At 72.3% G+C, this 22,899-nt stretch carries 18 protein-coding genes; 13 read left to right on the top strand and 5 right to left on the bottom strand.

Going from position 1 to position 22,899, the window contains the following annotated elements:
- Nucleotides 1–131: 131 nt before the first annotated feature.
- Nucleotides 132–2,276, bottom strand: a complete 2,145-nt coding sequence (locus ABIC70_RS27050) for a helicase-related protein (RefSeq protein ID WP_043759671.1) — start codon at nucleotides 2,274–2,276, stop codon at nucleotides 132–134.
- Between the two features lie 198 nt (nucleotides 2,277–2,474).
- A complete protein-coding gene (gene gcvA / locus ABIC70_RS27055) occupies nucleotides 2,475–3,362 on the bottom strand; it encodes a transcriptional regulator GcvA (protein WP_043357984.1) in 888 nt (295 codons plus the stop codon).
- Nucleotides 3,363–3,455: 93 nt separating this feature from the next.
- Here gcvA and ABIC70_RS27060 point away from each other — a divergent pair, with 93 nt between their 5' ends.
- Entirely contained in the window at nucleotides 3,456–4,685 is a 1,230-nt protein-coding gene (locus ABIC70_RS27060; RefSeq protein ID WP_075381059.1) for an MFS transporter, read from the top strand.
- Between the two features lie 123 nt (nucleotides 4,686–4,808).
- On the opposite strand, the gene ABIC70_RS27065 is transcribed toward ABIC70_RS27060, so the two are convergent.
- On the bottom strand, nucleotides 4,809–6,533 hold the full coding sequence (locus tag ABIC70_RS27065) for an adenylate/guanylate cyclase domain-containing protein (protein ID WP_354442159.1): 1,725 nt from the start codon (nucleotides 6,531–6,533) through the stop codon (nucleotides 4,809–4,811).
- Between the two features lie 152 nt (nucleotides 6,534–6,685).
- Between ABIC70_RS27065 and ABIC70_RS27070 the strand changes: the two genes are divergently transcribed.
- The 12 genes from ABIC70_RS27070 (at nucleotide 6,686) to ABIC70_RS27125 (ending at nucleotide 18,368) form a co-directional block, all read left to right on the top strand.
- Nucleotides 6,686–7,270 carry a DNA-3-methyladenine glycosylase gene (locus ABIC70_RS27070; RefSeq protein ID WP_354442161.1) on the top strand — a complete coding sequence of 195 codons (585 nt, stop codon included), beginning with the start codon at nucleotides 6,686–6,688 and terminating at the stop codon, nucleotides 7,268–7,270.
- 151 nt (nucleotides 7,271–7,421) lie between these two features.
- Nucleotides 7,422–8,576 carry a transporter substrate-binding domain-containing protein gene (locus ABIC70_RS27075; RefSeq protein ID WP_043387289.1) on the top strand — a complete coding sequence of 385 codons (1,155 nt, stop codon included), beginning with the start codon at nucleotides 7,422–7,424 and terminating at the stop codon, nucleotides 8,574–8,576.
- On the top strand, nucleotides 8,573–9,199 hold the full coding sequence (locus ABIC70_RS27080) for an ANTAR domain-containing response regulator (RefSeq protein WP_043357993.1): 627 nt from the start codon (nucleotides 8,573–8,575) through the stop codon (nucleotides 9,197–9,199). Before ABIC70_RS27075 ends, ABIC70_RS27080 begins: the two co-directional genes overlap by 4 nt.
- A gap of 174 nt (nucleotides 9,200–9,373) precedes the next feature.
- A complete protein-coding gene (locus tag ABIC70_RS27085; RefSeq protein ID WP_043357995.1) occupies nucleotides 9,374–10,219 on the top strand; it encodes a nitrilase family protein in 846 nt (281 codons plus the stop codon).
- 44 nt (nucleotides 10,220–10,263) lie between these two features.
- Nucleotides 10,264–11,424: a substrate-binding protein gene (locus tag ABIC70_RS27090; RefSeq protein WP_354442165.1), complete on the top strand. Its 1,161-nt coding sequence runs from the start codon at nucleotides 10,264–10,266 to the stop codon at nucleotides 11,422–11,424.
- A 365-nt stretch (nucleotides 11,425–11,789) separates the two neighbouring features.
- The gene (locus ABIC70_RS27095; RefSeq protein WP_043387286.1) at nucleotides 11,790–12,623 is read left to right on the top strand and encodes a branched-chain amino acid ABC transporter permease; all 834 of its coding nucleotides are present in this window, start codon (nucleotides 11,790–11,792) and stop codon (nucleotides 12,621–12,623) included.
- Nucleotides 12,616–14,421 (top strand): branched-chain amino acid ABC transporter ATP-binding protein/permease, encoded by a 1,806-nt coding sequence (locus ABIC70_RS27100; RefSeq protein WP_354442167.1) that lies wholly within the window; start codon nucleotides 12,616–12,618, stop codon nucleotides 14,419–14,421. Before ABIC70_RS27095 ends, ABIC70_RS27100 begins: the two co-directional genes overlap by 8 nt.
- Nucleotides 14,414–15,169: an ABC transporter ATP-binding protein gene (locus ABIC70_RS27105; protein WP_051045128.1), complete on the top strand. Its 756-nt coding sequence runs from the start codon at nucleotides 14,414–14,416 to the stop codon at nucleotides 15,167–15,169. Before ABIC70_RS27100 ends, ABIC70_RS27105 begins: the two co-directional genes overlap by 8 nt.
- A gap of 3 nt (nucleotides 15,170–15,172) precedes the next feature.
- Nucleotides 15,173–16,117, top strand: a complete 945-nt coding sequence (locus tag ABIC70_RS27110; RefSeq protein ID WP_354442169.1) for a DUF1028 domain-containing protein — start codon at nucleotides 15,173–15,175, stop codon at nucleotides 16,115–16,117.
- On the top strand, nucleotides 16,110–17,510 hold the full coding sequence (locus ABIC70_RS27115) for an amidase (protein ID WP_354442171.1): 1,401 nt from the start codon (nucleotides 16,110–16,112) through the stop codon (nucleotides 17,508–17,510). The genes ABIC70_RS27110 and ABIC70_RS27115 overlap by 8 nt, the downstream gene beginning before the upstream one ends.
- 166 nt (nucleotides 17,511–17,676) lie before the next feature.
- Nucleotides 17,677–17,907: a hypothetical protein gene (locus tag ABIC70_RS27120; protein WP_043358016.1), complete on the top strand. Its 231-nt coding sequence runs from the start codon at nucleotides 17,677–17,679 to the stop codon at nucleotides 17,905–17,907.
- A 44-nt stretch (nucleotides 17,908–17,951) separates the two neighbouring features.
- Complete coding sequence (locus ABIC70_RS27125) at nucleotides 17,952–18,368, top strand: DUF1236 domain-containing protein (RefSeq protein WP_043387275.1); 417 nt, start codon at nucleotides 17,952–17,954, stop codon at nucleotides 18,366–18,368.
- 404 nt (nucleotides 18,369–18,772) lie between these two features.
- Here ABIC70_RS27125 and ABIC70_RS27130 read toward each other — a convergent pair whose 3' ends face one another.
- Nucleotides 18,773–22,249 carry a CheR family methyltransferase gene (locus tag ABIC70_RS27130; protein WP_053610624.1) on the bottom strand — a complete coding sequence of 1,159 codons (3,477 nt, stop codon included), beginning with the start codon at nucleotides 22,247–22,249 and terminating at the stop codon, nucleotides 18,773–18,775.
- Nucleotides 22,230–22,790 carry a PAS domain-containing protein gene (locus ABIC70_RS27135; RefSeq protein WP_053610625.1) on the bottom strand — a complete coding sequence of 187 codons (561 nt, stop codon included), beginning with the start codon at nucleotides 22,788–22,790 and terminating at the stop codon, nucleotides 22,230–22,232. Before ABIC70_RS27135 ends, ABIC70_RS27130 begins: the two co-directional genes overlap by 20 nt.
- Between the last annotated feature and the right edge of the window lie 109 nt (nucleotides 22,791–22,899).

A 22,899-nucleotide genomic window follows, 5' to 3' on the forward strand; every position in this document is an offset into this window, starting at 1 on the left:
CTCGTCAGGCTCATAACCTGAAGGTCACAGGTTCAAATCCTGTCCCCGCAACCAAACACACAAACCCGCCGCGCCCAAAAGCGCGGCGGGTTTTTCTTTGGTGCCGAGCGCGCGGTCCCAGTCATCGCGCCTCACCGTGCTCCGCTGCTCCGCCGGCTCCGGCGCTCGGCCTTGCGGGTCGCGGTCTCGCGCAGGTGCTGCTCGATGGCGTCGTTGGCGCGGCCGCGCATGTGCCGGATCGCCTCCCCGTCGTCGAACGTCTCCGGGAAGCGTCGGGACAGCCACAGATAGGCGCTCGCGAGCTTCACGGTCCGCTCCTGATAGTCGAGCGCGCCCGCGAGGTTGCCCCGGAGGGCGGGGACCGTGAGGCCGGCGGCCCGGGCCTGGCACCAGCGCTCCAGGAGGCCCATGGCGATCTCGTCGCGCCGGTTGATCGGGCAGACCGAGAAGGCGAACTTCTCCTCGATCGGCAGCCGGGCCCGGTCGACGATCCGGGCCACCTCCAGCACCTCCTCCAGGGCCGAGGGCTGGAACGGCGAGCCGGCGTAGAAGGTCGCCCGGGCGAAGTGGGTCAGCACCTCGGTGAGGCTGTGCGTGCGCATCTCCTCGGCCACCGAGCGGATCGCCCCGAGATCGGGGCGGACGAAGAAGCGCGTGTCGGCCGCGGGCGCCGTCGGGGCGCCCGACAGCGCGATCCGGATCGGCTCGATGGCGACCGCGTCCGTCGCCGCCACGTAGCCGACATCCTGGTGGCCGTAACGGCCGGCCCGGCCGGCGATCTGCCGGATCTCGGAATGGGTGAGCGCCCGCTCGGCGCTGCCGTCCCATTTGCGCACCGCCGAGAACACGATCCGCTTGAGCGGCCCGAGATTGAGCCCCATGCCGATCGCGTCGGTGGTCACCAGCACGTTGGCCTCCCCCGAGCGGAAGCGCGCGGCCTCGGCCCGCCGGACCTCGGGCGACAGGGCGCCGTAGATGGTCGCCACCCGGTGGCCCCGGGCGACGAGGATCTCGCGGTTCTCGTGCACGGCCCGGCGGGAGAAGGCCACGACCGCGTCGCCGGCCTCGACCTTCTCCAGGGGGACCGGCTCCTCCACGAGCAGGAGCGGCGATTTCCGGGTGAAGGGGATCACCTCCAGGGATTCGTTGGCGGCCTCGGCGGCGCGGCGGACATACGACAGGGCGTCGTCGGAGCCGCAGACGATCACGGTCTTGGCGGCGACGCCGAACAGCGCGTTGGTCCAGGCCCAGCCGCGGTCGGGATCCGACAGCATCTGGATCTCGTCGATCACCGCCACGTCGATGGGCCGCGTCAGGTCGGCGGTCTCGATGGTGCGGGCGGTGTGGGTGGGGTTGGCCGCGCCCAGCACCTCCTCGCCGGTGATCATGCCGGCGCGCAAGCCCCGCTCGCGCAGGGTCTCGTAATTCTCCAGGGCCAGGAGCCGGAGCGGCGCGAGGTAGGCGCCGGTCTCCGCCGCGGTCAGGTGCTGGAGCGCCGCGTAGGTCTTGCCGGAATTGGTCGGCCCCATGTGGAACAGGATTGTCCGGTTGAGGCGCCGGGCGGCGGTGAAGCGCTCGATATAGGCGCCGAAGCCGACCTGATCGCGCAGGCGGCGCAGGCGCGAGCCCTCGCGGGCCACCGCCTTGGCGTGCCGGCGCACGGGGGTGAGCGTGTCGTTGAGGCCCCGGGCGAGCTTCGGGCCGTAGGTGAATACCCGGGACCGCAGCGAGCGGTCCATGTGGGCGATGTAGGCGGCGGCGTCCGCCCCGACCTCGCGTAGGTCGACGAGGAGCTGCGCCCGCAACCGGTCGACCGGCTTGTGCAGGGCCCGGCTGGCCTGGAGCGCCGTGCGCGTCACGGCCTCGCGCAGGGCGTCCAGGCGGTGGGCCGGGTCGTTCCGGGCGGCCATGCGGGCCAGGATCTCGGCCGCCTCCGGCTCCGGCGCGATGTCGAGCCGCAGGTCCAGGCGGCCGTTGTCGAGGAGGGGGATCTCGGTGCGGATCAGCCACGTGATCCGGTGGTCCTTCGTCACCACGGCCCGGAGGTTCGGCACGGCCTTGCGGACCGCCGGGATGCCGGTCTCCGCGAAGGCCCGGGCGGCCTGCATCGCGCGCACGGCGCGGGCGACGCGGTCGTCCTCCACCTCGGCGCCGTATTCGGGCAGTTCGAGATCGGCGAGCAGCCGGTCGAGGTCGACGGCCTCCGGGGACAGGCCGAGCCGCCCGAGGGATTCGATCAGGCTCTCGATGGTCGGGCGGAGACGCTTGCGCGCCATGCGGTCACCTTCGGCAGAAGCGTCTCACGCCAACCCTGACGCGGTCGGGTGCGTTCCGGATCCGATCCATGCGCGGAACCGCGCCCGGACGCCACTCCGAAACCGTCCTTGCGAGCGCAGCGAAGCATTCCAGCGGCGCCACGAGCCCCAACGTTGCGCGACACTGGGTTGCTTCGCTGCGCTCGCAAAGACGGGATCTCACGGTTGCCGGGCCGCCTCGGCGAGCCAGCCGCAGAAGGCCCGCACCGCCGGATCCTCCGCCCGGGGCTCCGGGACGTAGGTGTAGTAGCTCCGTGCCGGCAGAGACGGGCCCGCGAAGGGCAGGGTCAGGCGGCCGGCCGCGACGTCGTCGGCGATCAGCCGCTCGGGCCCCATGGCGATCCCGAGCCCGTCGAGGGCGGCCTGGAGGGTCAGGTAGAAATGCTCCAGCGTCACCGAGGCCTGCGGCTCCAGATCGGGCACACCGGCCGCCCGCAGCCAGTCCGGCCAGACCCGCGGGAGCGTCGCCGCGTGCAGCAGGGTGTGCTGCCGGAGCTGCTCGGGCTCTGCGAGGGGGAGGCGCTGCAGCAGGGCCGGGCTGCAGACGGGGATGCGGCGTTCGGACAGGAACGGCTCCGCGCGATGGCCCGGGCGCGTCTCCGGACCGCCGCGGATCGCGACATCGAACGGCTCCGCGAGCTGCGCCAGGGGCACGTTGGAGGTCGTCAGCCGGACCTCGATCGCCGGGTTGGCCACCTGGAAGCCGGACAGGCGCGGGATCAGCCAGCGCAGGGTGAAGGTGGCGAGCGCATTCACGTGCAGCAGGCGGGGCCGCCCGCGCTCGACCTGGCGGGCCGTGGCCAGGGCGATCCGGTCGAGGGCGGCGCCGATCTCGGTGGCGTAGGCGACCCCCGCCTCGGTGAGGACCACGCGCCGGTTGTGGCGCGTGAACAGCGGCAGGCCGAGCCAGCCCTCCAGCATCTGCACGTGCCGGCTCACCGCGCCGTGGGTGACCCGCAGCTCGTCCGCGGCCCGGGTGAAGCTCCCGTGCCGCGCGGCCGCCTCGAAGGCCTTCAGGGCGTTCAGGGGCGGCAGGCGACGATGCACGGGTCAGGTTTCCTCACGCGAGCGTCAGCATAAGGCGTTTGTCAGCCCCCCGCCAGACCGCCATCCTGGATCGGAACCACGAAGGATGGCTGGATGTCCGTCGCGTCCGTTCCGACCGCGTCTTCCGAAACCGCGTCCCCGCCGGAGGCGCGGCGCACCCTCCTGGCCACCGGGGTCAACCACGCCCTGCACGACGGCTACACGGACCTGATCTACGTGCTGCTGCCGGTCTGGCAGGCGGAGTTCGGCCTCGATTACGTCGCCCTGGCCTTCCTGCGGTCGCTCTACAACGGCGCGCTGGCGGCGCTGCAGATGCCGGCGAGCCGCCTTGCCCAGGCCTGGGGCGCCCGCATCGTGCTGGTGCTCGGCACCGGGCTCAGCGCGGCAGGCTATGCGATCGCCGGCGCCTCGGGCGGGCTCGTCGGGCTCGGGGTCGGCCTCCTGCTCGGCGGCGCCGGCAGCAGCACCCAGCATCCCCTGGCCTCGGCGGTGATCGCCCGGGCCTACGGCGCGGCGGCGCGGGGGCCCCTCGGCACCTACAATTTCACCGGCGACCTCGGGAAGGCGGCGGTCCCGCCCCTGGTCGGGCTGCTGCTGACCCTGTCGGGCTGGCGCCACGCCCTCTGGGTGATCGCCGGCGGAGGCGTCCTCGTGGCGGTGCTGGTCGGGCGCCTGCTTCCGCGTGAGCCGCAGTCACGCAGCGCCCAGGCGGCCGCCAAGCGGGCGACCCGCCGGGTCGCGGGCGCATCGCCGCCCGGCGCGGGGTTCGGGCTCCTCGTCGCCATCGGCATGCTCGACAACGCCGCGCGGCCGGCCTTCCTGCTCTACCTGCCGTTCCTGCTGCAGGAGAAGGGTGCGGCGCTGACCACGGTGGGCCTCGCGCTCTCGCTGGTCTTCATCGGCGGCGCCCTCGGCAAGGCGGTGTGCGGGCGCCTCGGGGAACGCCTCGGCGTGACCCGGACCGTGATCCTCACCGAGACCGGGACGGCGCTCGCGATCCTGGCGGTGATCGTCCTGCCCCTGGCCCCCGGGCTGATCCTGCTGCCGCTCCTCGGCGTGATGCTGAACGGCACCTCGTCGGTCCTCTACGGGACGGTGCCGGAACTGGCCCCGGGCGGCCGGGTCGAGCGGGCCTTCGCGGTGTTCTACACCTGGACGCTCGGCGGCAGCGCGCTGGCGGCGCCGCTGCTCTACGGACGGCTCGGCGACGCGGCCGGCCCGCACTGGGCGGCGGTGGCGGCGGCCGGGACGGCGCTCGCCGTGGTGCCGCTGATGCTGGCCCTGGCGCCGCGCCTCGGGGCGGCGGACCGGCAACGGGCCTGAGGCGCGCCGTCCGCTTGGATCACCCGTCATCGCGAGCGCAGCGAAGCGACCCAGGGCAGCGGGACTTCTCGCCAGCGCGACGCCACCCTGGGTTGCTTCGCTCCGCTCGCAAAGACGTTTGCGTCAGGCGTTTCCGAGGGTGCTGACCCGGACGGCCTCCGAGCGGCCCTCCACCGCGATGTCGCGGATCGCCTCCGGCGCCACGCGGGCCGCCCGGTAGACCGCCTCCGACACCACGGCCACGCAGCCCAGCGTCTTGGTCAGGCCCTGCAGCCGGGATGCGACGTTGACGGTGTCGCCGAGCGCGGTGAAGCGGGCGTCGGTCGCGTCCCCCATCTCGCCGACGATCGCGGGGCCGGCATGTACGCCGACGCCGTAGCGCAGGATGTGCTCCAGATCCTCCGCCAGCAGCCGGTTCAGGGTCTCGACAGCGTCGGCGATGCCCGCGATCGCCCGCAGCGCGTCCCGCGCCGCGTGCTCGGGCTCGGTCTCCAGGCCGAACAGGGCGAGCAGACCGTCGCCGAGGAACTGGTTGGTCGAGCCGCCGGCCTCCCGCACGGCGTCGCCGACCGCGCCGAGGAAGCGGTTGATGATGAACACCGTGTCGTAGGGCAGGCGCTCCTCGGCGAGCCGGGTCGAGCCGCGCAGGTCGACGAACATCGCCACGATGAAGCGCTCCTCGCCGGATTGCGCCCGGTCGAGCAGGTCGGCCTGGCGCATCCGCGGCTGCGGCGGCAGCAGCGGCACCACGGCCATGTCGGTCTCGGGCCGGAACTGACAGGCGAGCCGCACCCCCGGACCGGCGGCGATGCGTTCCAGGACCGACCGCTCGGTGCGGCCGGGACTGGGCGCGCCGTCGCTGCCGTCCGTCACCCGGATGCGGCAGGTGGAGCATCGGCCGCGGCCGCCGCAGACGCTGGCATGGGGGATCCGGTTGCGCCGGCTCGCCTCCAGCACGCTGGTGCCCCGGGGGACCCGCACCACCCGCCCGTCCGGATAGCTGAGCCGGATCGTGCCGCGCTTGACCTCGGCGAGGGTCCGCACGCCGCGCGCTGCGACCACCGCCGCCACCAGGCCCGCATAGGTCCCGAGCAGCCCGTCCCGGATGGCGGCGAGCCGCGCGACCTGATCGGGCAGCCCGACATGGACCGGCTGGAGGGCCACCGCCCGCCACGCCGGATCCTGCGCCAGGGTGAGGATCATGCGGCCGCCCTGCGCGAAGCCCAGCAGCGACAGGACCGGGACCAGGACCGCGAGCGCCAGCAGCCAGGGCGCCATGCGCCCGAAGGCGGGCTTCAGCCGCAGCCAGAAATAGAGGCCCATGCAGCCGTGGATCCACGCCAGGACCAGGACCGTGACCTGCAGCAGGCCGAGCGTCGGCGAGGCGATCCAGAAGGCGTAGAGTTCCTGCGCGTAGCCCTTGTCGAGCCCCTCGGTGACGAAGGAGATCCGGGTCGCCGTGATGTGGCTGATGAGGAGCGTCGGGATCAGCAGGCCCGAGACCAGCTGCAGGGCCTCGGAGGGCCGCCAATGGAAGAAGCGGGCCGCGTAGAGCGCCTGGAGCCCGAGCAGCAGATGGAGCACCAGGGCGCCGTAGAGCAGCGTCAGGCCGACGGGATTGAGCCAGACGGCCGTGACGAGGTCGAGGCCGTCCTCCATGGCGTCGAGGGAGATGTTGCCCAGGGCGTGGTTGAGCAGGTGGGTCAGCACGTAGCCGAACAGGACCAGGCCGCTGGCCAGCCGGAGGCGCCGCAGGTTCAGGCGGATCCGCGCGGCTTGCGTGGCGGATCGGGGTTGCGCGCCCGCATCGGCGGATCGAAGCGTCGCGATCGAGGCTGTGCGCACCATGCTGGGAGGTCCGAGGAGATCGGTTCTGGGCCCGCCATTCACGGTCCCTCGTACCAGCAAGACTTCCGCCGCGTCCGATTTATTTCCAATCGCCGGCGATCCGTGGAGTCCCGGACGTGAGGATCGCGCGGACCGCCCGCGCCGGAGACCCGATGCTGGACACCTTCTTCGCCCGCAGCGCCGCCGCGGTGGCCTTCGACCTGATCGGTACCCGTCTGTTCGTCGGCGCGGCCGGCGGGATCATCGTCGAGACCGAGGCCTACGACAGCACCGATCCGGCCTCCCACAGCTTCCGCGGCCCGACCCGGCGCAACGCCAGCATGTTCGGCCCGCCGGGCCACGCCTACGTGTACCGCTCCTACGGGATGCACTGGTGCCTGAACCTCGTCTGCGAGCCCGGCAGCGCCGTGCTGCTCCGGGCCCTCGCGCCGACCGAGGGGGTTCCCGCCATGCAGGCGCGCCGCGGCCTGGAGGATCCGCGCCTCCTCTGCGCCGGTCCCGGCCGCCTCTGCCAGGCCCTCGGCGTCACCGACGCGCTGGACGGCGCGCCCCTCGCGGGGGCGCCGTTCCGGTTCGAGCCCCGCGCCGCGGGCGATCCCGGGGCCGTCGAGGTGGTCAGCGACCGGCGCATCGGGATCACCCGCGGCGCCGAGACGCCCTGGCGGTTCCTGCTCGCCGGCTCCCGCTTCGTCAGCCGGCCGGTGCGGCGGGCCGAACCGGGGGCCGGGACCGCCTGAGGATCGCAGCAGCCGGAGCGGGATGTCCGGTCGCGGATCCGGGACGAGCCCGCACGACCGGGCCGACGCTTCCGCAGGGGGGCGTCCGTCGGGTAGGACGGGGCCGAGGCGCGGGCGATCCGCCGGGCCTGGGCGCGCGCGGGGAGGGGCCATGGCGGCCAAGGATGAAGCGACGTGGCGGGTCGGCGTCCTGTTCTCCCGCAGCGGGGTGAGCGGCATCACCGAGACCGAGCACTTCCTCGGCACCGCGCTCGCGATCGAGGAGATCAACCAGGCCGGCGGCGTGCTGGGCCGCCCGATCGAGCCGGTCTGCTACGACCCCGCCGGCGAGACCGACGCCTACCGCACCCTGGCCCGGCGAATGCTTGCCGAGGACGGGGTCGAGGTGGTGTTCGGCTGCTCGCTCTCGGCGAGCCGGAAATCGGTGCTGTCCACCATGGAGCGGCACAACGGCCTGCTCTGGTACCCGTCGATCTACGAGGGCTTCGAGTACTCGGAGAACATCATCTACACCGGTGCGACCCTCAACCAGAACGTCTTCGCCCTGGCCGACTACCTCCTGCAGGAGCAGGGGCGGCGGATCTTCCTGATCGGGTCCGACTACATCTACCCGCGGGAATCGAACCGGGTCATGCGCGACCTGATCGAGGCGAAGGGCGGGACCATCGTGGGCGAGCTGTACGCGGCCCTCGACGCGGACGACGCGGCCCATGCCGCCATGATCGCGGCGATCCGCGACGCCGCGCCGGACGCGGTCTTCTCCACCGTGGTGGGGCGCGGGGCCGAGCGGCTCTACCGCGCCTACGCGGAATCCGGCATCGACCGCGCCCGCTGCCCGATCGCCAGCCTGACCCTGGCGGAGGGCCAGATCCACGCGATCGGTCCCGAGCACTGCACCGGCCACGTCCTGGCGGCCCCGTATTTCGGGTCCCTTGCGAGCGAGGAGAACCGGCGCTTCGTCGCCGCCTTCCAGGCCCGGTTCGGGCCCGAGCGCCCCACCAGCATGTGGTCGGAGACCGCCTACGCGCAGGTCCATCTCTTCGCCCGGGCGCTCACGGAGGCCGGCACCCTCGACGCCGAGCGCCTCGGCGCGGCGGCCCTGCGCCAGCGCCTCGCGGCGCCGGAGGGCGACCTCGCCTTCGACGGCGAGACGCGGCACATCTGGCTCACGCCGGGCATCGGCGTCGCCCGGGCCGACGGGCAGTTCGACGTGGTCTGGCGGGCGCGCCGGCCCGTGCGGCCCGATCCCTACCTCGCGTGGTCCCGGTTCGAGACGAACTGGCTGGAGGAGGGTCTCGCCGCGTGACCGCCCCCGCCCGCAAGATCCTGGACGACCTGCGGCGCGCCCGCGCCCTCGTCATCCACCCCAAGGACGAGGAGGGCGCCGCGCTGCTGGAGCAGCTCCGTCGCCTCGGCTGCGCGGTCTCCCTGGCGTGGCCGCCGCCCGCCGCCCTGCCCGCCGACATCGACACGCTGTTCATCCAGCTCGACGACGCTCAGGTGATGCACCTGCTGCCGTCGATCGAGGCGCTGGAGCCGGCGGTCATCGCCATCGTGGCCTACGAGAGCCCGACCTCCCTGAAGGCGATCGCCGACGTCAACGCCCACGGCGTGCTCAACAAGCCGCTCCACCCGCGGGGCGTGCTCACCCAGTTCGCCCTGGCCCGCTACCGGCGCGGCTACGAGGGCCGGCTCACCAGCAAGATCAACCGGCTGGAGGAGACCATGAAGGGCCGCCGCACCGTCGAGAAGGCGGTCCGGCTGCTCGTGGACCTGAACCGGATCGACGAGGACGCCGCCTACAAGATGCTCCGGGACCGGGCCACCGCCGCCCGCGTGCCGATGGCCAGCGTGGCCGAGAGCGTGGTCTCGGCCCACGAGGCGATGAGCGGTCTCGGCCTGCGCATCGCGTTGGCGGAAAAGACCTGATCGCAGCAGCCTGCCGCATTTATGGTCTTGCGGTCCGGTTCGGGGCGCGTATCGTAGTCTAACCGGGCAAGGTTGCCCCGCAGCAAGATTGCTGCATGACATCTCGGCTTTGAAGCCTCTGGTTCGCGGATGATCTTGTCCGCGCCCAGGGGCTTTTTGCGTTTTGGAGCTTTCATGATCCAAGCGAACGGTCCTGCGCGCCCGCCGATACGGGTGTCGTGCATCCAGTTCGCGCCGGACTTCGGCGCGGTCGACGCGAATCTGGCGCGGGCCTCCGATCTCGTCCGCGCGGCCGCCGCCGCGGGCAGCCGGCTGATCGTGCTGCCGGAACTCGCCAGCACCGGCTACGTGTTCGAATCCGCCGCGGAGGCCGCCGCCCTGGCCGAGCCGGTGCCGGAGGGCCCGACCACCCGGGCCTGGGCGGCGCTGGCCGCGGAACTCGGCGTGCACATCGTGGCGGGGATCGCCGAATCCGCCGGCGACGTCCTCTACAACGCCGCCGTGATCGTCGGGCCGGAGGGCTATATCGGCACCTACCGCAAGGCGCATCTCTGGGACCAGGAGAACGTGTTCTTCGCCAGGGGCGACCTCGGCTTCCCGGTCTTCGACACGGCGCTGGGCAAGGTCGGCGTCGCCATCTGCTACGACGGCTGGTTCCCCGAGACCTTCCGGCAGCTGGCGCTCGGCGGCGCCGAGATCGTCTGCATCCCGACCAACTGGGTGCCGATGCCCGACCAGCCCGCGGGCGAGGCCGCCATGGCCAATACCCTGCACCGGGCCGCCGCCCACGTGAACGGCCTCTTCATCGCCTGCGCCGACCGGGTCGGCACCGAGCGCGGCCAGCCCTTCGAGGGGCAGAGCCTGATCGTCGGCCCCAAGGGCTGGCCACTCGCCGGCCCGGCGAGCCGCGACCGGACCGAGACCCTCTCGGCGCTGGTCGATCTCGACGCGGCCGGCCGCAAGGACCTGAACCGGTTCAATTCGCTCCTGCGCGACCGCCGCACCGACATCTACGGCTGAGCCGAGATCCGTAACCCTTCCCGTCCGTCCCAAGGAGTTCGTTCATGGTGAAATGGTCCCTCGCCGGCGCCGCGGCGCTCGCCCTCGCCCTCGCCGCCACGGCCGCGCAGGCCGCCGACGGCAAGCCGATCGTCATCGGCATCCCGATCGGCCTGTCGGGCGCCAACAGCGTCGTCGCCCCCTCGGTGGTGCAGTCGGCCGAACTCGCCGTGGAGGAGATCAACGCCAAGGGCGGCGTGCTCGGCCGCAAGCTCGTCCTCGAGGTCGCCGACGACGCCTCCGGGGCGGCGGGCGCCCAGAAGGCCTTCGACAGCCTGATCTACCAGAAGAAGGTCGACGTCCTGATCTCCATGGAGACGAGCGCGGCGCGCAATGCCGGCTTGCCCGCCGTCACCAAGGGGAAGGTGCCGTACATCTACACCTCGTTCTACGAGGGCCATTCCTGCAACAAGAACATGTTCGTGGACGCCTGGGTGCCGGAGCAGCAGGTTCCGCCGGTGGTGGACGCCTTCAAGGCGCAGGGTGCCAAGACCTACTTCCTGATCGGCAGCGACTACGCCTTCGGCCGCGGCATGCTGGGCTTCGCCAAGAGCTACGTCGAGAAGACCGGCGGCAAGGTTCTCGGCGAGGAATACCTGCCGATGGACGGCAGCGACTGGACCGCGATCATCTCCAAGCTGAAGGAGGCCAAGGCCGACGCGCTGATCACCTCGACGGCGGGCGGCGCGCCGAACGTGACGCTGACGAAGCAGCTGCGCGGCGCCGGCGTGACGCTGCCCTTCGCCAACCTCGCGCTGGACGAGGGCACCGCCAAGAGCATGGGCGCGGACGCCGAGGGCGTCTACCTCTCGGCCTCCTACGTCACCGGGATCGACAGCGCGGAGAACAAGGCGTTCCTGGCGGCGATGCAGAAGAAGTTCGGCGCCGAGCTGCGCACCCCGAACGACCTCTCGGTGCCGGAATACGAGGCGATCTACCTCTACAAGGCCGCGGTCGAGAAGGCGGGCGGGACCGAGACCGCCAAGGTGCTGGAGGCGCTGCCGACGGTAAGCTTCACCGGGCCGCGGGGCACGATCACCATGAGCAAGCAGCACCACGCGCCGCTGACCATGTATCTCGGCCAGATCCAGAAGGACGGCACCGTGAAGGTCGCCGGCACCTTCAAGGACGTCGATCCCGGCGAGCAGTGCCCGAAGCTGCAATGAGGGGCGGGGCGCGACGCCTCCCTCTCCCCGCCCGGCGACGATGGCCGCCCGTCTGAGGCGGACACCGACGCCGCTGAACGAGCGCGACGCGCCCCCTCTCCCGTGCGGGAGAGGGTTGGGGTGAGGGATCGGAGGTTTCGGGATCGCGCGCCCCATCGCCGCGCGGTCAAGGTCGAGACTCTCTTGGAGAGGCCGCATCCCTCACCCTGTCCCTCTCCCGCGCGGGAGAGGGGACCCGCGCCCGATCCTGAATCCGCGTTGCCAAAGCAGATGCGTGGATCGGCAGGCCCGCACAGGGGCGCTCATTGCGCTGGGCCTCTGCCGCTTTCGCCTCGTGATGACGGTCCTTCAACCGGAACTCCCCGATGCTGCTCACCCTCGACATCCTGACCACCGCGGCGATCCTGTTCATCGTCTCGATCGGCCTCCTGGCGATCTTCGGCGTGCTCAAGATCATCAACTTCGCCCACGGGGCGTGGCTGACGGTCGGCGCCTATTGCGCGGTGGTGACCGCCAAGCTCGGGCTCAATCCCTGGCTGGCGCTGCCGCTGGCCTTCGCGGTCGGCGCGGCGCTCGGCGGTCTCGCCGAGCACTTCATCATCCGCCCGCTCTACCGGCGGCCGCTCGACGCGATCCTGGCCACCTGGGGGCTCGGCATCGTGGTCGGGCAGCTCATCACCCTGGCCTTCGGCCGGGACGTCCAGCTCACCCCGAACCTGCTGGCGGGCACCGTCGAGATCCTCGGCGTCGACTATTCCGCCTACCGCCTCGTGGCTCTGGGCATCGCGCTGGCGATCGGCACCCTGTTCGCGCTGACGATCGAGCGGACCCGGCTCGGGCTCTCGGCCCGGGCGGTGATCATGAACGAGACCCTGGCGCGCAGCCTCGGCATCGACACGGGGCGCGTGCGCCTCGTCGTGTTCATGATCGGCGCGGGGTTCGCGGCGCTCGCCGGCGTCCTGCTGACGCCGCTCACCAGCGTCGACCCGAACATGGGCGTCGCCTGGCTGATCGGCGCCTTCATGCTGGTGATGGTCGCCGACGCCTCGTACCTGGCGCTCGCGGCGGCCTGCCTCGTCTTCGGGGCCGCGCAGGTCCTGATCAGCACCTTCGTGAGCCCGATCCTCGGCAGCATCGCCATCGCGGTGCTCGCCGCCCTCGTGCTGCGGATCAGCCCGAAAGGTTTCTCCCGTGCTTGAGACCCTGCCCGTCACCGAGCGCGCCGCCGCGGCCCCCCGCCGGCGGCGCCTGTCCCGCGCGGCGCCCGTCGTGGTCGCAATCCTGGCGGCGCTCGCCCTCTGGATCGCGCCGCTCGTCCTCGACACCTTCGCGGTCAACGTCCTGACCCGGTCGATGATCTACGCGGTGCTGGCCGTCACGGTGGACCTGCTCTGGGGCTTCGCGGGGATCCTGACCTTCGGGCAGGCGGCCTTCTTCGGCGTCGGCGCCTACGCCACCGCAATGATCCTCACCGCCTACGGGGCGACGCCCCTGGGGATCGCCGCGGCGATCGCGGCGGCGCTGGTCGCCCCGGCCCTTCTCGGCCTCGCGGTGGGCTGGCTGTCCTTCTACCACCGCTCGACCCCGCTCTACGCCTCGGTGATCTCGCTGGTCGTCCCGATCGTCGTGGTGCAGCTGATCTACGCGGGCGGCGAATGGACCGGCTCCAGCAGCGGCCTCGTCGGATTCGACGTGCTGCCCTTCGAGAGCGAGGGCTATTTCCGCCTCGCGGCCCTGTTCCTGATCGTCGTCACCCTGGCGGCCTGGATCCTGGTCCGGGCCGATGCGGGCCGCGCCCTCGTGGCGCTGCGGGACAACGAGGCGCGCTGCGCCTATCTCGGCCTCAACCCGCGGCGCCTGCAGATCCGGCTGACCGCGGCTCTGGCCGCCGTCGCGGGGATCGCGGGCTTCCTGTTCGCCAACGCCTCGGGCGTGGTCGCGCCCGAGAATGCCGGCTTCCTGTTCGGCACCGAGCTGGTGATCTGGGTGGCGCTCGGCGGCCGCGGCACGCTGCTCGGCCCGGTGCTCGGCACCATCGCCATCGACTACCTCGCGGCGAACCTGTCCGGCGACCTGCCGTTCCTCTGGCAGCTCCTCCTGGGCACGGCCTTCGTGGCCATCATCATCCTGCTGCCGGGCGGCCTCGCCGACCTCGTCGGCCGCCTCTGGCGGGCGCTGCCGGCGGGCCGGCGGGAACCCGCGCCGCCGCGCCTCGTCGCGCGGGCGGCCGATCCGGATGCGGCCGCCTCCGCGACCCCCATCCTCACGGTCGAGAACCTCGCCAAGGCCTACGGTGCCCTGACGGTGCTGGAGGGCATCGACCTGGAGATCCGGGCGGGCGAACTCGTCAGCCTCGTCGGGCCCAACGGCGCCGGCAAGACCACGCTGATGCGCTGCCTCAGCGACGGCACCGAGCCCTTCACGGGGGCGATCGCCATCGGCGGCACCCCGATCACCGGGCTGACGCCGAACCGCATCGTCGGCCTCGGGGTCGGGCGCAAGTTCCAGGTGGCGAGCGTGTTCGAGAGCCTGTCGGTGGCCGATTGCCTCCGGCTCGCCCGGGCATCCCATGACGGCCTGAGCCCGGTCGGGCAGGCGGAGACGCTGGGCCTGCCGCAGGCGGCCCTCGACGTCCTGCGCATGACCGGCCTCGACCGCCTGCTGACCCGGCCGACCCGCCTCCTGTCCCACGGCCAGAAGCAGGCGCTCGAACTCGCCATGGTGGTGGCGCTGGAGCCGCGGCTGATCCTGCTGGACGAGCCCACCGCCGGCCTGACCAAGGCCGAGCGCACCACCATCGGGACCGTGCTCAAGGCGCTCACCGCCGGGGGAAGGATCGCCGCCGTGCTGGTCGAGCACGACCTCGACTTCGTGCGCGAGATCTCGTCGCGGATCGTGGTGCTGCACCAGGGCCGCCTCGTCCTCGACGGCACGGTGGAGGACGTCGTCGGCTCCGAGCTGGTCCGGACCATCTATTCGGGAGGTGCCCATGGCTGAGGCAGCGGGTGAGGCAGCGGCTGAGGCAGTGCGGCGGAGCGAGCCGGCGGGCGCCGCCCTCGCCCTGGAGGGGGTGTCGAGCGGCTACGGAGCGGTCTCGATCGTGAAGGGCGTGTCCCTGTCGGTGGCGCCGGGGGAGATCGTGGCGCTGCTGGGCAAGAACGGCATGGGCAAGACCACGCTGCTCAAGACCATCCTGGGCATGGTCGCCCTGCGGGGCGGCGCGATCACCGTCGGGGGACAGGCGCTCGCCGGCCTGTCGCCCGCCCGGCTCGTGGCGCTCGGCGTCGGCTACGCGCCGCAGGAGCAGCCCCTGTTCCAGGACCTGTCGATCCGCGACAACCTGCGCCTCGCGGTCCCCTCCGACCGGATGCTGCCGGAGGCGCTGGAGCGGCTGTTCGGTCATTTCCCGTTCCTGAAGGACCGGCTGGCCCAGCGGGCCGGCACCCTCTCGGGGGGCGAGCAGAAGATGCTGATCCTCGGGCGCGCCCTGATGCTTCGCCCGCGCCTGCTCCTCATCGACGAGATCTCCGAGGGCGTGCAGCCCTCCATGGTCGAGCGCCTGCGCGGCGTGCTCGACGCCGAGCGGGCGGCGGGCGTGTCCATGCTGGTGGTGGAGCAGCACGTCGCCTTCGCGCTGGCGCTGGCCGACCGCTACGCCGTCCTCAAGCTCGGCGAGATCGTCGACAGCGGCCCCGCCAAGGCGCCGGACGCGCAGGCGCGCGTCATCGGCCATCTGGCGGTGTGAGCCATGAGCGAACTCAACACCTTCTCGATCGCCGCCCGCTGCCCGCGGACCGGGCAGCTCGGCGTCGCGGTGGCGAGCGCCGTCCCGGCGGTGGGCGGGCTCTGCCCCTACATCCGCGCCGGGATCGGGGCCGTCACCACCCAGTCCTGGGTGAACCCCTACCTCGCCGCCCGCATCCTCGACGGGCTGGCCGGCGGGCAGGCCCCCGACGCCGCCCTGGCGGCGGCGCTCGCCACCGACGACCGGCCGGACCTGCGCCAGCTCGGCCTCGTCGACGCGCGCGGGACCGGCGCGGCCTGGACCGGCGCCGGCTGTACTCAGGCCGCCGGACACCGCACCGGGGCCGGCTACGCCGTGCAGGGCAACATGCTCGCCGGGACCGGCGTGATCGACGCCATGGCGGAGGCCTTCGCGGGGAGCGCCGCCTGCGACCTCGACGAGCGGCTCATGCGGGCGCTGGAGGCCGGCGATGCGGCCGGCGGCGACAAGCGCGGCAAGCAATCGGCGGCCCTCAGGATCGTCGCCGGCGAGGATTACCCGCTCCTCGACCTGCGGGTCGACGAGCACGCCGAGCCCGTCGCCGAGCTGCGCCGCGTCCTCGCGATCGCCCGGCGGCAGCTCGTGCCGTTCGTGGCCGGCATGCCCCGGAAGGACGGCCCGGCCGGCGCCCTGCCGGACGACGTCGTGGCGATGCTCCTGAAAGCGCCCGCCGAGCGGCCGGGCGCTGCGGCCGATGGCGGGCCCGCCGATGCGCCCGATCTCCTGCGCGACGTCATCGGCCTGCGCCAGGAGCCCGGGCGGGTCGCGCACCTGCTGACGCAGTTCGCGCCGGTGCTCGCCGAGATCGCCCGGCTCCGCGACCTCGACCTCGCGGACATCCATCCGCCGGTCGTCTTCGATCCGACCTTGCCGTACCGCCGGGGGCCCCATGACGACCGCCGTGACTGACGCCCTCTGGCCGTTGCCGATCACCGAGCTCGCGCGGCGGATCGCGGCGCGGGAGCTGTCGAGCGCCGACCTCGTCGGCGCCAGCCTCGACCGGATCGCGCGCCTCGACGGCGCCCTGAACAGCTTCGTCCATCTCTCGTCCGCGGCCCTCGACGCCGCGCGCGCGGCCGATGCCGAGATCGCCAGGTCCGGCCCGCGGGGCCCGCTGCACGGCATCCCGATCGCCATCAAGGACAACTACACCACGGCCGACATGCCGACCCGGGCGGGTACCGCCGTGGAGGCCCTGACCTTCCCGGCGGCCGACAGCCACGCGGTGGCGCGGCTGCGGGCGGCCGGCGCGGTGATCCTCGGCAAGCTGCGCATGCACGAATTCGCCTGGGGCATGGTCACGCCGCCGACCCGCAATCCCTGGGACCTCGACCGGGTGCCCGGCGGCTCCAGCGGCGGATCCGGCGCCGCGGTCGCGGCCCGGCTCTGCCCGGCCGCCCTCGGCTCGGACACGGGCGGCTCGATCCGGATCCCGGCCGCCCTGTGCGGGGTCGTCGGCCTCAAGCCGACCTACGGCCGGGTCGGCCGGTCGGGGATCGTCCCGCATTCCTGGTCCCTCGACCATGCCGGGCCGCTGACCCTGACGGTGGCCGATTCCGCCCTGATGCTGCAGGCCCTCGCCGGCCCGGATGCCGGCGATCCCACCGCCAGCGCGGCGCCGGTCCCCGACTACACGGCCGGGCTGGACCGGCCGATCCGGGGCCTGCGGGTCGCGGTGATCCGCAACCACTTCTTCGACGCGGTCGACGAGGACGTCGCCGCCGCAATCGAGGGGGCGCTCCGCTTCCTCGCCGACCGGGGCTGCACGGTCCGCGACGTCGCGGTGCCGTCCCTGCGCCATGGCCTCGGGGCCATCTACGCCATCGAGCTCGCCTCCTCGACCGCCTATCACGACCGCAGCCTCGCCCAGGGCCACGTGGCGGGCTTCGCCGCCGACGTCCGCGACCTCGTGGAGATGGGCCGGCTCGTGACCGGGCCGGACTACCTGCGCGCCGAGCAGGTGCGGGCCCTGATCATGGACGAGATGGCCGCCATCCTGGCGGAGGCCGACGTGATCGTCGGCCCGGCCTCGCCCTTGACCGCGTGGCGGACGGACGAGTCCGCGGTGTCGCTCGGCGGGCGCGCGGAGAGCGTGCTGGCGGCCTCCTGGCGGCTGACCTACCCGTTCAACCTCACGGGCCTGCCCGCGATCGCGCTGCCCTGCGGCTTCGACCGGCGCGGCCTGCCGATCAGCCTCCAGATCGCCGGCCGGCCCTTCGCCGAAGCCGAGATCCTGCGCGTGGCGCACCAGTACGAGCGGGCGCACGATTGGTGGCGCCGGGTGCCGCCCCTGGCCGGCTGACGCGGCGCGCCGGTCCTGCGCAGCTGAACCGGCCCGTTGCGATCGATTGCACGCAACCAATACCGCCTCTCATCGCAAATAGCCGCGCGCTGTACAGAGCGATGCGTGTGGAACCCTTTTTCCGCAGTTGCCGTTGCTGGGTTCGATTGAAACCAGGAGGCTACCAATGCGCAACATCATTCTCTCGGGTGCCCTGTTCGCGGCCCTGTGCGGCGCGGCGAGCGCCGAGGAGACCACGGTCATCCGCCGCGACGGGCCCGCCGTCGTCGACCACCGCGACACCGTCGTCGAGAAGCGTGAGGTCACCACCGGCACCGTCGATTGCGGTTCCAAGACCGTCCACAAGGAGGACGGCATGGGCAACTCCAAGACCGTCCACAAGGAAGGCTGCAACTGAGCCTCCGCGGCCCGTAACGCCCTGACGAGCCTGGAGATCTCAGCATGACCAACAAGCTTCTTCTGTCGCTGGCGACGGCCGGCCTCCTCGCCCTCCCGGTGGCCGCCCAGGCGCAGGGCACCCTGCGGGGCGCGGCCGAGGGTGCGGCGGTCGGCGCCGATGCGGCCGGCCCGGTCGGCGGCATCGTCGGCGGCGCCGTGGGCGCGGCCACCGGCACGGTGGGCGGCATCCTCGGTGTCGACGACCGTCCCCGGTTCCGCAGCTACGTCCGCGACCGCGGCGTGCGCTCCTACAGCTGGGGCGGCCCGGTCCGGGTCGGCACCGTGCTGCCGGAGGACAGCGTGACCTACTACGACGTACCCGACGAGTACCGGGTGCGTCCGGGCTACCGCTACACCATCGTGAACGACCAGCCTGTCCTGGTCGATCGCGGCCACCGCATCGTCGAGGTCATCGACTGATCGGAGGGGCGCCGGGATCCCGGCGCTCCATCAGGCAGGACGGCCCGTCCGGCATCGCCGCGGCGGGCCGTTTCGCGTCTGCAGGGCGCGGCCCGAGACGAGAGGACGAGAGATCGCGCGGGGATGGGTGCGGGCACGGGCGCTGGGGACGAGGCGCGACGGACTCCCTCTCCCGAGCGCAAGAGGGCTGGGGTGCGGGACGAGAAGGATCAGGATCGAGCGCCCCGTCGCCGGTCAGCCGAGGTCGAGACTTTCTCGGTAAGGCCGCACCCCTCACCCTGTCCCTCTCCCGCACGGGCGAGGGGACCCGCGCCCGGTCCTGAAGCCGCGTTGCCGACACGGATGGATGGATCCGACGGGCCGCCGCGAGCGTGCGGCCGGTAGCGGAGGGATCGGCTCGCGCCTCACCCCCGCGTCAGCGCCAGTTCCGGCAGGTGCAGGGTGATCCGGTAGGCGGACGCGTCGTGGCTGCGCGTCACGGTCGCTTCGAGCTGGCGCAGGGACATCTCCACCAGCAGGGTCCCGAAGCCCCGGCCCGGCCGCGGTTCGGCCACGCGGGCCATGCGCTCGCACCATTCGAGGACGAGCCCCTCTTCCTGGCGGTCCCAGGTGACGGACAGCGCGCCGTCGTCGGACCCGAGCGCGCCGTATTTCACCGAGTTCGTCGCCCATTCGTGCAGGATCATCGCCAGCGACGAGACGTGCCGCCAGTTGATCGCCACGAGGGGCCCCTCGATCACCGTGGGGACGTGATCGCGGTACGGGCGCAGGGTCGCGCCGATCAGGCCCGCGAGGTCGCTCATGCCCTGGCCGTCGGAGGGATCGGCCAGGGAATGCGCCCGCCCGAGGGCCGAGATGCGGTCGCGCATGTCGGTGGCGAAGACGCCGATCTCCCGGTGCGTGCGGGCCCCCGCCGAGATCATGCCGCCGATGATCGCGAACAGGTTCTTCACCCGGTGGTTCATCTCCCGCAGCATCAGGTCGCGGGTCTCGGCGAGCGCGTATTCGGGCGAGACGTCGATGCAGACGCCGACGATCCGCTTCCGGTCGCCGCTCCGGGTCAGGCGCCCGTAGCTGCGGATGTGCCGCAGCGCGTGATCGGCGGCGCGCACGCGGATGCGCGCCTCGAACTCGTCCAGGCCGTGCGCCGCTTCGGCGAGAGCCGCCTCGAAGCCGGGACGGTCCTCGGGCAGCACGCTGGCCGCCAGGGCGGCGGTGGGGTGCGGCGTGTCGGGAGTCAGGCCGAAGATCGTGCCGGCGGTGCTGTCGACCACGACGGTCCCGGCATCGGGGCTGTATTCCCAGACGCCGATGCCTCCGGCCTTCACGGCCAGTTCCAGCCGCTCCCGCTCCGCGGCGAGCTGGCGCTCCAGGGACAAGGCCTCGGTGATGTCGGTGAGCACCAGGGTGGCGCCGTCGACGCTGCCGTTCTGCAGGCGGTAGGGCAGCACCCGCAGGGAGAGCGTCCGGTCCCCATCCCGGGTGGCGACGCGCCGCTGGATCACCGAGCCGCCGGCGCAGACCTCCTGGGCGTCATGCAGGTATTCTAGGCCGGCGAGCCGGCTCGACACGTCGGCGAGGGGACGTCCCCGGTCGGCCGGCTGCAGCGGGAAGATCGCCGTGGCGGCCGTGGTGAAGCTGCGCACCTTCAGGGCGCGGTCCAGCACGACCACGGCGAGATCGGTGGATTCGAAGAAGTTGCGCAGGTCGGCATTGGCGATGGTGAGCTGCTCGACCTTGGTCTTCAGCTCGTCGTTGACCGTGGACAGCTCCTCGTTCGTCGACTGGAGCTCCTCGTTCATCGACATCATTTCTTCGTTGGAGCTCTTCAGCTCCTCGTTCGTCGTCTCCAGCTCCTCGACGGTGGAGCGGAGCTTGTAGCGCGTGCGCAGCAGCTCCTCTTCCAGCGCCTCGACGTGGTCGCCGCCGGCATCCATCTCGATCAGGTCGAGATCGTCCGCAGCCTGGAAGGCGCCGGTGTCGCGCAGGACGAGCAGCATCGAGCCGTCGGGCAGGGGATCGCAGATCAGCTCCACCGGCTGGACGCCGTATTCCGAGCGGATCTCCACGTCGCGGACGACCACGCGCTTGCGCGCATCCCGGGTCTGGCGGAGCAGCGGCCCGATCACGTCGCGCAGGCCCGGACGGGCCAGGGTGATCGCGCTGCTGCCGCCGGTCCGCGTGACCGGGAAGTCGAAGTAGCGGCTCAGGCGTCCGTAGGCGGCGATGATGCCGCCATCCTCGTTGAGCACCATGCTGGGCGGGGCGTAGCGCTCCATGACGCGGCGCACCGCGACGGTCTCGTCGGCGATCGAGGGCTCGCCGCGGCGCTCCTCGCGCGCTCCGCGCCGGGTCTCGCCGCGCCGGGCGCTCCCGGGCAGGTCGATCGGGTATTGCGGCGCGCCCGGCGGCCGCTCGAACAGGCGGGCGTGCTGGTCGATGACCGGGAAGAGGTGCTCGAACCGGCTGACGCTCTCCGAAGGCCCGAGGAACAGGTAGCCCCCGGGCCGGACCGCGTAGTGGAACAGCGGCACCACCGATTGCTGGAGGCGCTCGTCGAAATAGATCAGCAGGTTGCGGCAGGACAGGAGGTCGACCCGCGAGAAGGGCGGGTCCTTGACCAGGCTGTGGCTGGAGAAGCGGATCAGGTCGCGGATCTCGGCCGCGATGGTGAAGCGCTCGGCATGGGGGACGACGTAGCGCTCCCGCAGATGCGCCGGGATGTCGGCGAGCGCGGCGGCCGGGTAGGTCGCCTCCCGGGCGATCTGGAGCATGCGCTCGTCGATGTCGGTGGCGAAGATCTGGACCGCCGGCGGCAGGCCGAGGCGGCGGGCGGCATCGGCGAACAGCATGGCGATGCTGTAGGCCTCCTCGCCGCTGGAGCAGCCCGGGATCCAGACCCGGATGTCCTCCTCGGGGTCGCGGGTGCGCAGCAGGGGCTCTACCGCGCGCTCCCGGAGGAGCTCGAACAGCTCGGCGTCGCGGAAGAAGCGGGTGACGTTGATGAGGAGGTCGCGGAACAGCGCCTCGCACTCGGTCTTGTCCGCCCGGACGCGGCCGAGATAGGCCCGGCCGGACTCGAGCCCGAGGACGTGCATGCGCCGCTCGACCCGCCGGACCAGTGTGGTCCGCTTGTAGCCGGAGAAGTCGTGGCCCACCGTCGCGCGGATGACCCGGCAGAGGTCGTCGATGTGGTCGGCGACGAGGCGGGCCTCGTCGTCGACGGCGTCGGTGCCCCGGCGGCGGAAGAAGCTCGTGAGGCAGTCCACGATCTCCCCCGGCGGCCGCACGAAGTCGACGAGGCTGGTGCCGACCGCCGAGAGCGGCATGCCGTCGTAGCGGGCGGTGTCGGGCTGCTGCACCACGCAGACGCCGCCATGCTCCTTGATGGCCCGCAGGCCGGTCGTGCCGTCGGCCCCCGTGCCCGACAGGATCACGCAGGCGGCGTTGGCCTGCTGGTCGACCGCGAGCGACAGGAAGAAGTCGTCGATCGGCCGGCGCAGGCCCCGCGGCTGGACGAAGTGGGTGAGTTCGAGGACGCCGTTCTGGATGACGAGGCCCCGCCCGGGCGGGATGATGTAGACCTTGTCGCCCGCGATCCGCTCCCCGCCCTCGCACTGGAGCACCTCCAGCTCGGTCTGCCGGTCGAGGAGCTGCGCCAGCATGCTCTCGTGGTTGGGGTCGAGGTGCTGGACGATGACGAAGGCCATGCCGGTCGGCGGCCGGGCGCGCGCCAGCATCTCCCGCAGGGCCTCGAGTCCGCCCGCCGAGGCGCCGATTCCCACGACGGGTCCGGCGAAGGGCGGGGCCGTCACCGTCCCGGCGCCGTCCAGGATCTCCGAGGCCTCGCCTCCGGGGGCGTTATGGAAATCCTGGTGCATCGAGATCCGCGAGCGTGAGCTTGGCCTGCGCGACCGTGGCGACCGTGTTGGCGATCGTCATCAGCGAGCCCTCGATGACGAGCCCACTCTCCGCAAGCGTCGGGGTCAGCCGGCTCAAGGTCCGGCCGAGTTCGGTATCGTAGGCGGAAAGCAACGCGGGTTGCGAGCGGCTGACATCGAATTGGGATGCGAAAAGAAAGCGCACCTCGCCCGAGAGCGCCTTCAGTTTGGACATGTACAGCAGATTGACGAAAGGCTTCCCGTCCTTGCGGAAATTCAGGATCGGCGTGCGCACGGAGTCCTGCCGGTCGTTCTCCAGGAAGGCGTGGATCTTGGCCCGCGCCTCCCGGTTGTCGGCGTCGCGCTGGAGGAGGCGGCAATTGCGCCCGACGACCTCCGCGCCCGTATAGCCGGTGAGCTGGTGGAACGGCGCGTTCACCAGGAGCAGGACGTTGTCGTCGGTCGCCGCGGCCAGCGCCAGGGCGATGTGGGATTTCTCGAAGAAGGTGCTGAGTTCGGCCGGGATGGTCTGCGTGTCCACGGTAGCTTCCCTGTCGCCTCCGTTCGGCGCGGCCCGGCCGGTCGCCCCGCGTTCGCGCTGCCGGCCTCGGCGCGGGTCGACATTCCTGACGCGCAACCGCGGCTGCCGC

The sequence above is a fragment of the Methylobacterium sp. 1973 genome, from assembly GCF_040545035.1.
GTDB lineage: Bacteria > Pseudomonadota > Alphaproteobacteria > Rhizobiales > Beijerinckiaceae > Methylobacterium > Methylobacterium fujisawaense.

Coding starts and splice junctions, on each gene's coding strand:
- ABIC70_RS27090 (WP_354442165.1), top strand. CDS start 10,264: ATGGTGAAATGGTCCCTCGCCGGCGCCGCGGCGCTCGCCCTCGCCCTC.
- ABIC70_RS27110 (WP_354442169.1), top strand. CDS start 15,173: ATGAGCGAACTCAACACCTTCTCGATCGCCGCCCGCTGCCCGCGGACC.
- ABIC70_RS27130 (WP_053610624.1), bottom strand. CDS start 22,249: ATGCACCAGGATTTCCATAACGCCCCCGGAGGCGAGGCCTCGGAGATC.
- ABIC70_RS27085 (WP_043357995.1), top strand. CDS start 9,374: ATGATCCAAGCGAACGGTCCTGCGCGCCCGCCGATACGGGTGTCGTGC.
- ABIC70_RS27125 (WP_043387275.1), top strand. CDS start 17,952: ATGACCAACAAGCTTCTTCTGTCGCTGGCGACGGCCGGCCTCCTCGCC.
- ABIC70_RS27050 (WP_043759671.1), bottom strand. CDS start 2,276: ATGGCGCGCAAGCGTCTCCGCCCGACCATCGAGAGCCTGATCGAATCC.
- ABIC70_RS27075 (WP_043387289.1), top strand. CDS start 7,422: ATGGCGGCCAAGGATGAAGCGACGTGGCGGGTCGGCGTCCTGTTCTCC.
- ABIC70_RS27120 (WP_043358016.1), top strand. CDS start 17,677: ATGCGCAACATCATTCTCTCGGGTGCCCTGTTCGCGGCCCTGTGCGGC.
- ABIC70_RS27105 (WP_051045128.1), top strand. CDS start 14,414: ATGGCTGAGGCAGCGGGTGAGGCAGCGGCTGAGGCAGTGCGGCGGAGC.
- ABIC70_RS27070 (WP_354442161.1), top strand. CDS start 6,686: ATGCTGGACACCTTCTTCGCCCGCAGCGCCGCCGCGGTGGCCTTCGAC.
- ABIC70_RS27065 (WP_354442159.1), bottom strand. CDS start 6,533: ATGGTGCGCACAGCCTCGATCGCGACGCTTCGATCCGCCGATGCGGGC.
- ABIC70_RS27060 (WP_075381059.1), top strand. CDS start 3,456: ATGTCCGTCGCGTCCGTTCCGACCGCGTCTTCCGAAACCGCGTCCCCG.
- ABIC70_RS27095 (WP_043387286.1), top strand. CDS start 11,790: ATGCTGCTCACCCTCGACATCCTGACCACCGCGGCGATCCTGTTCATC.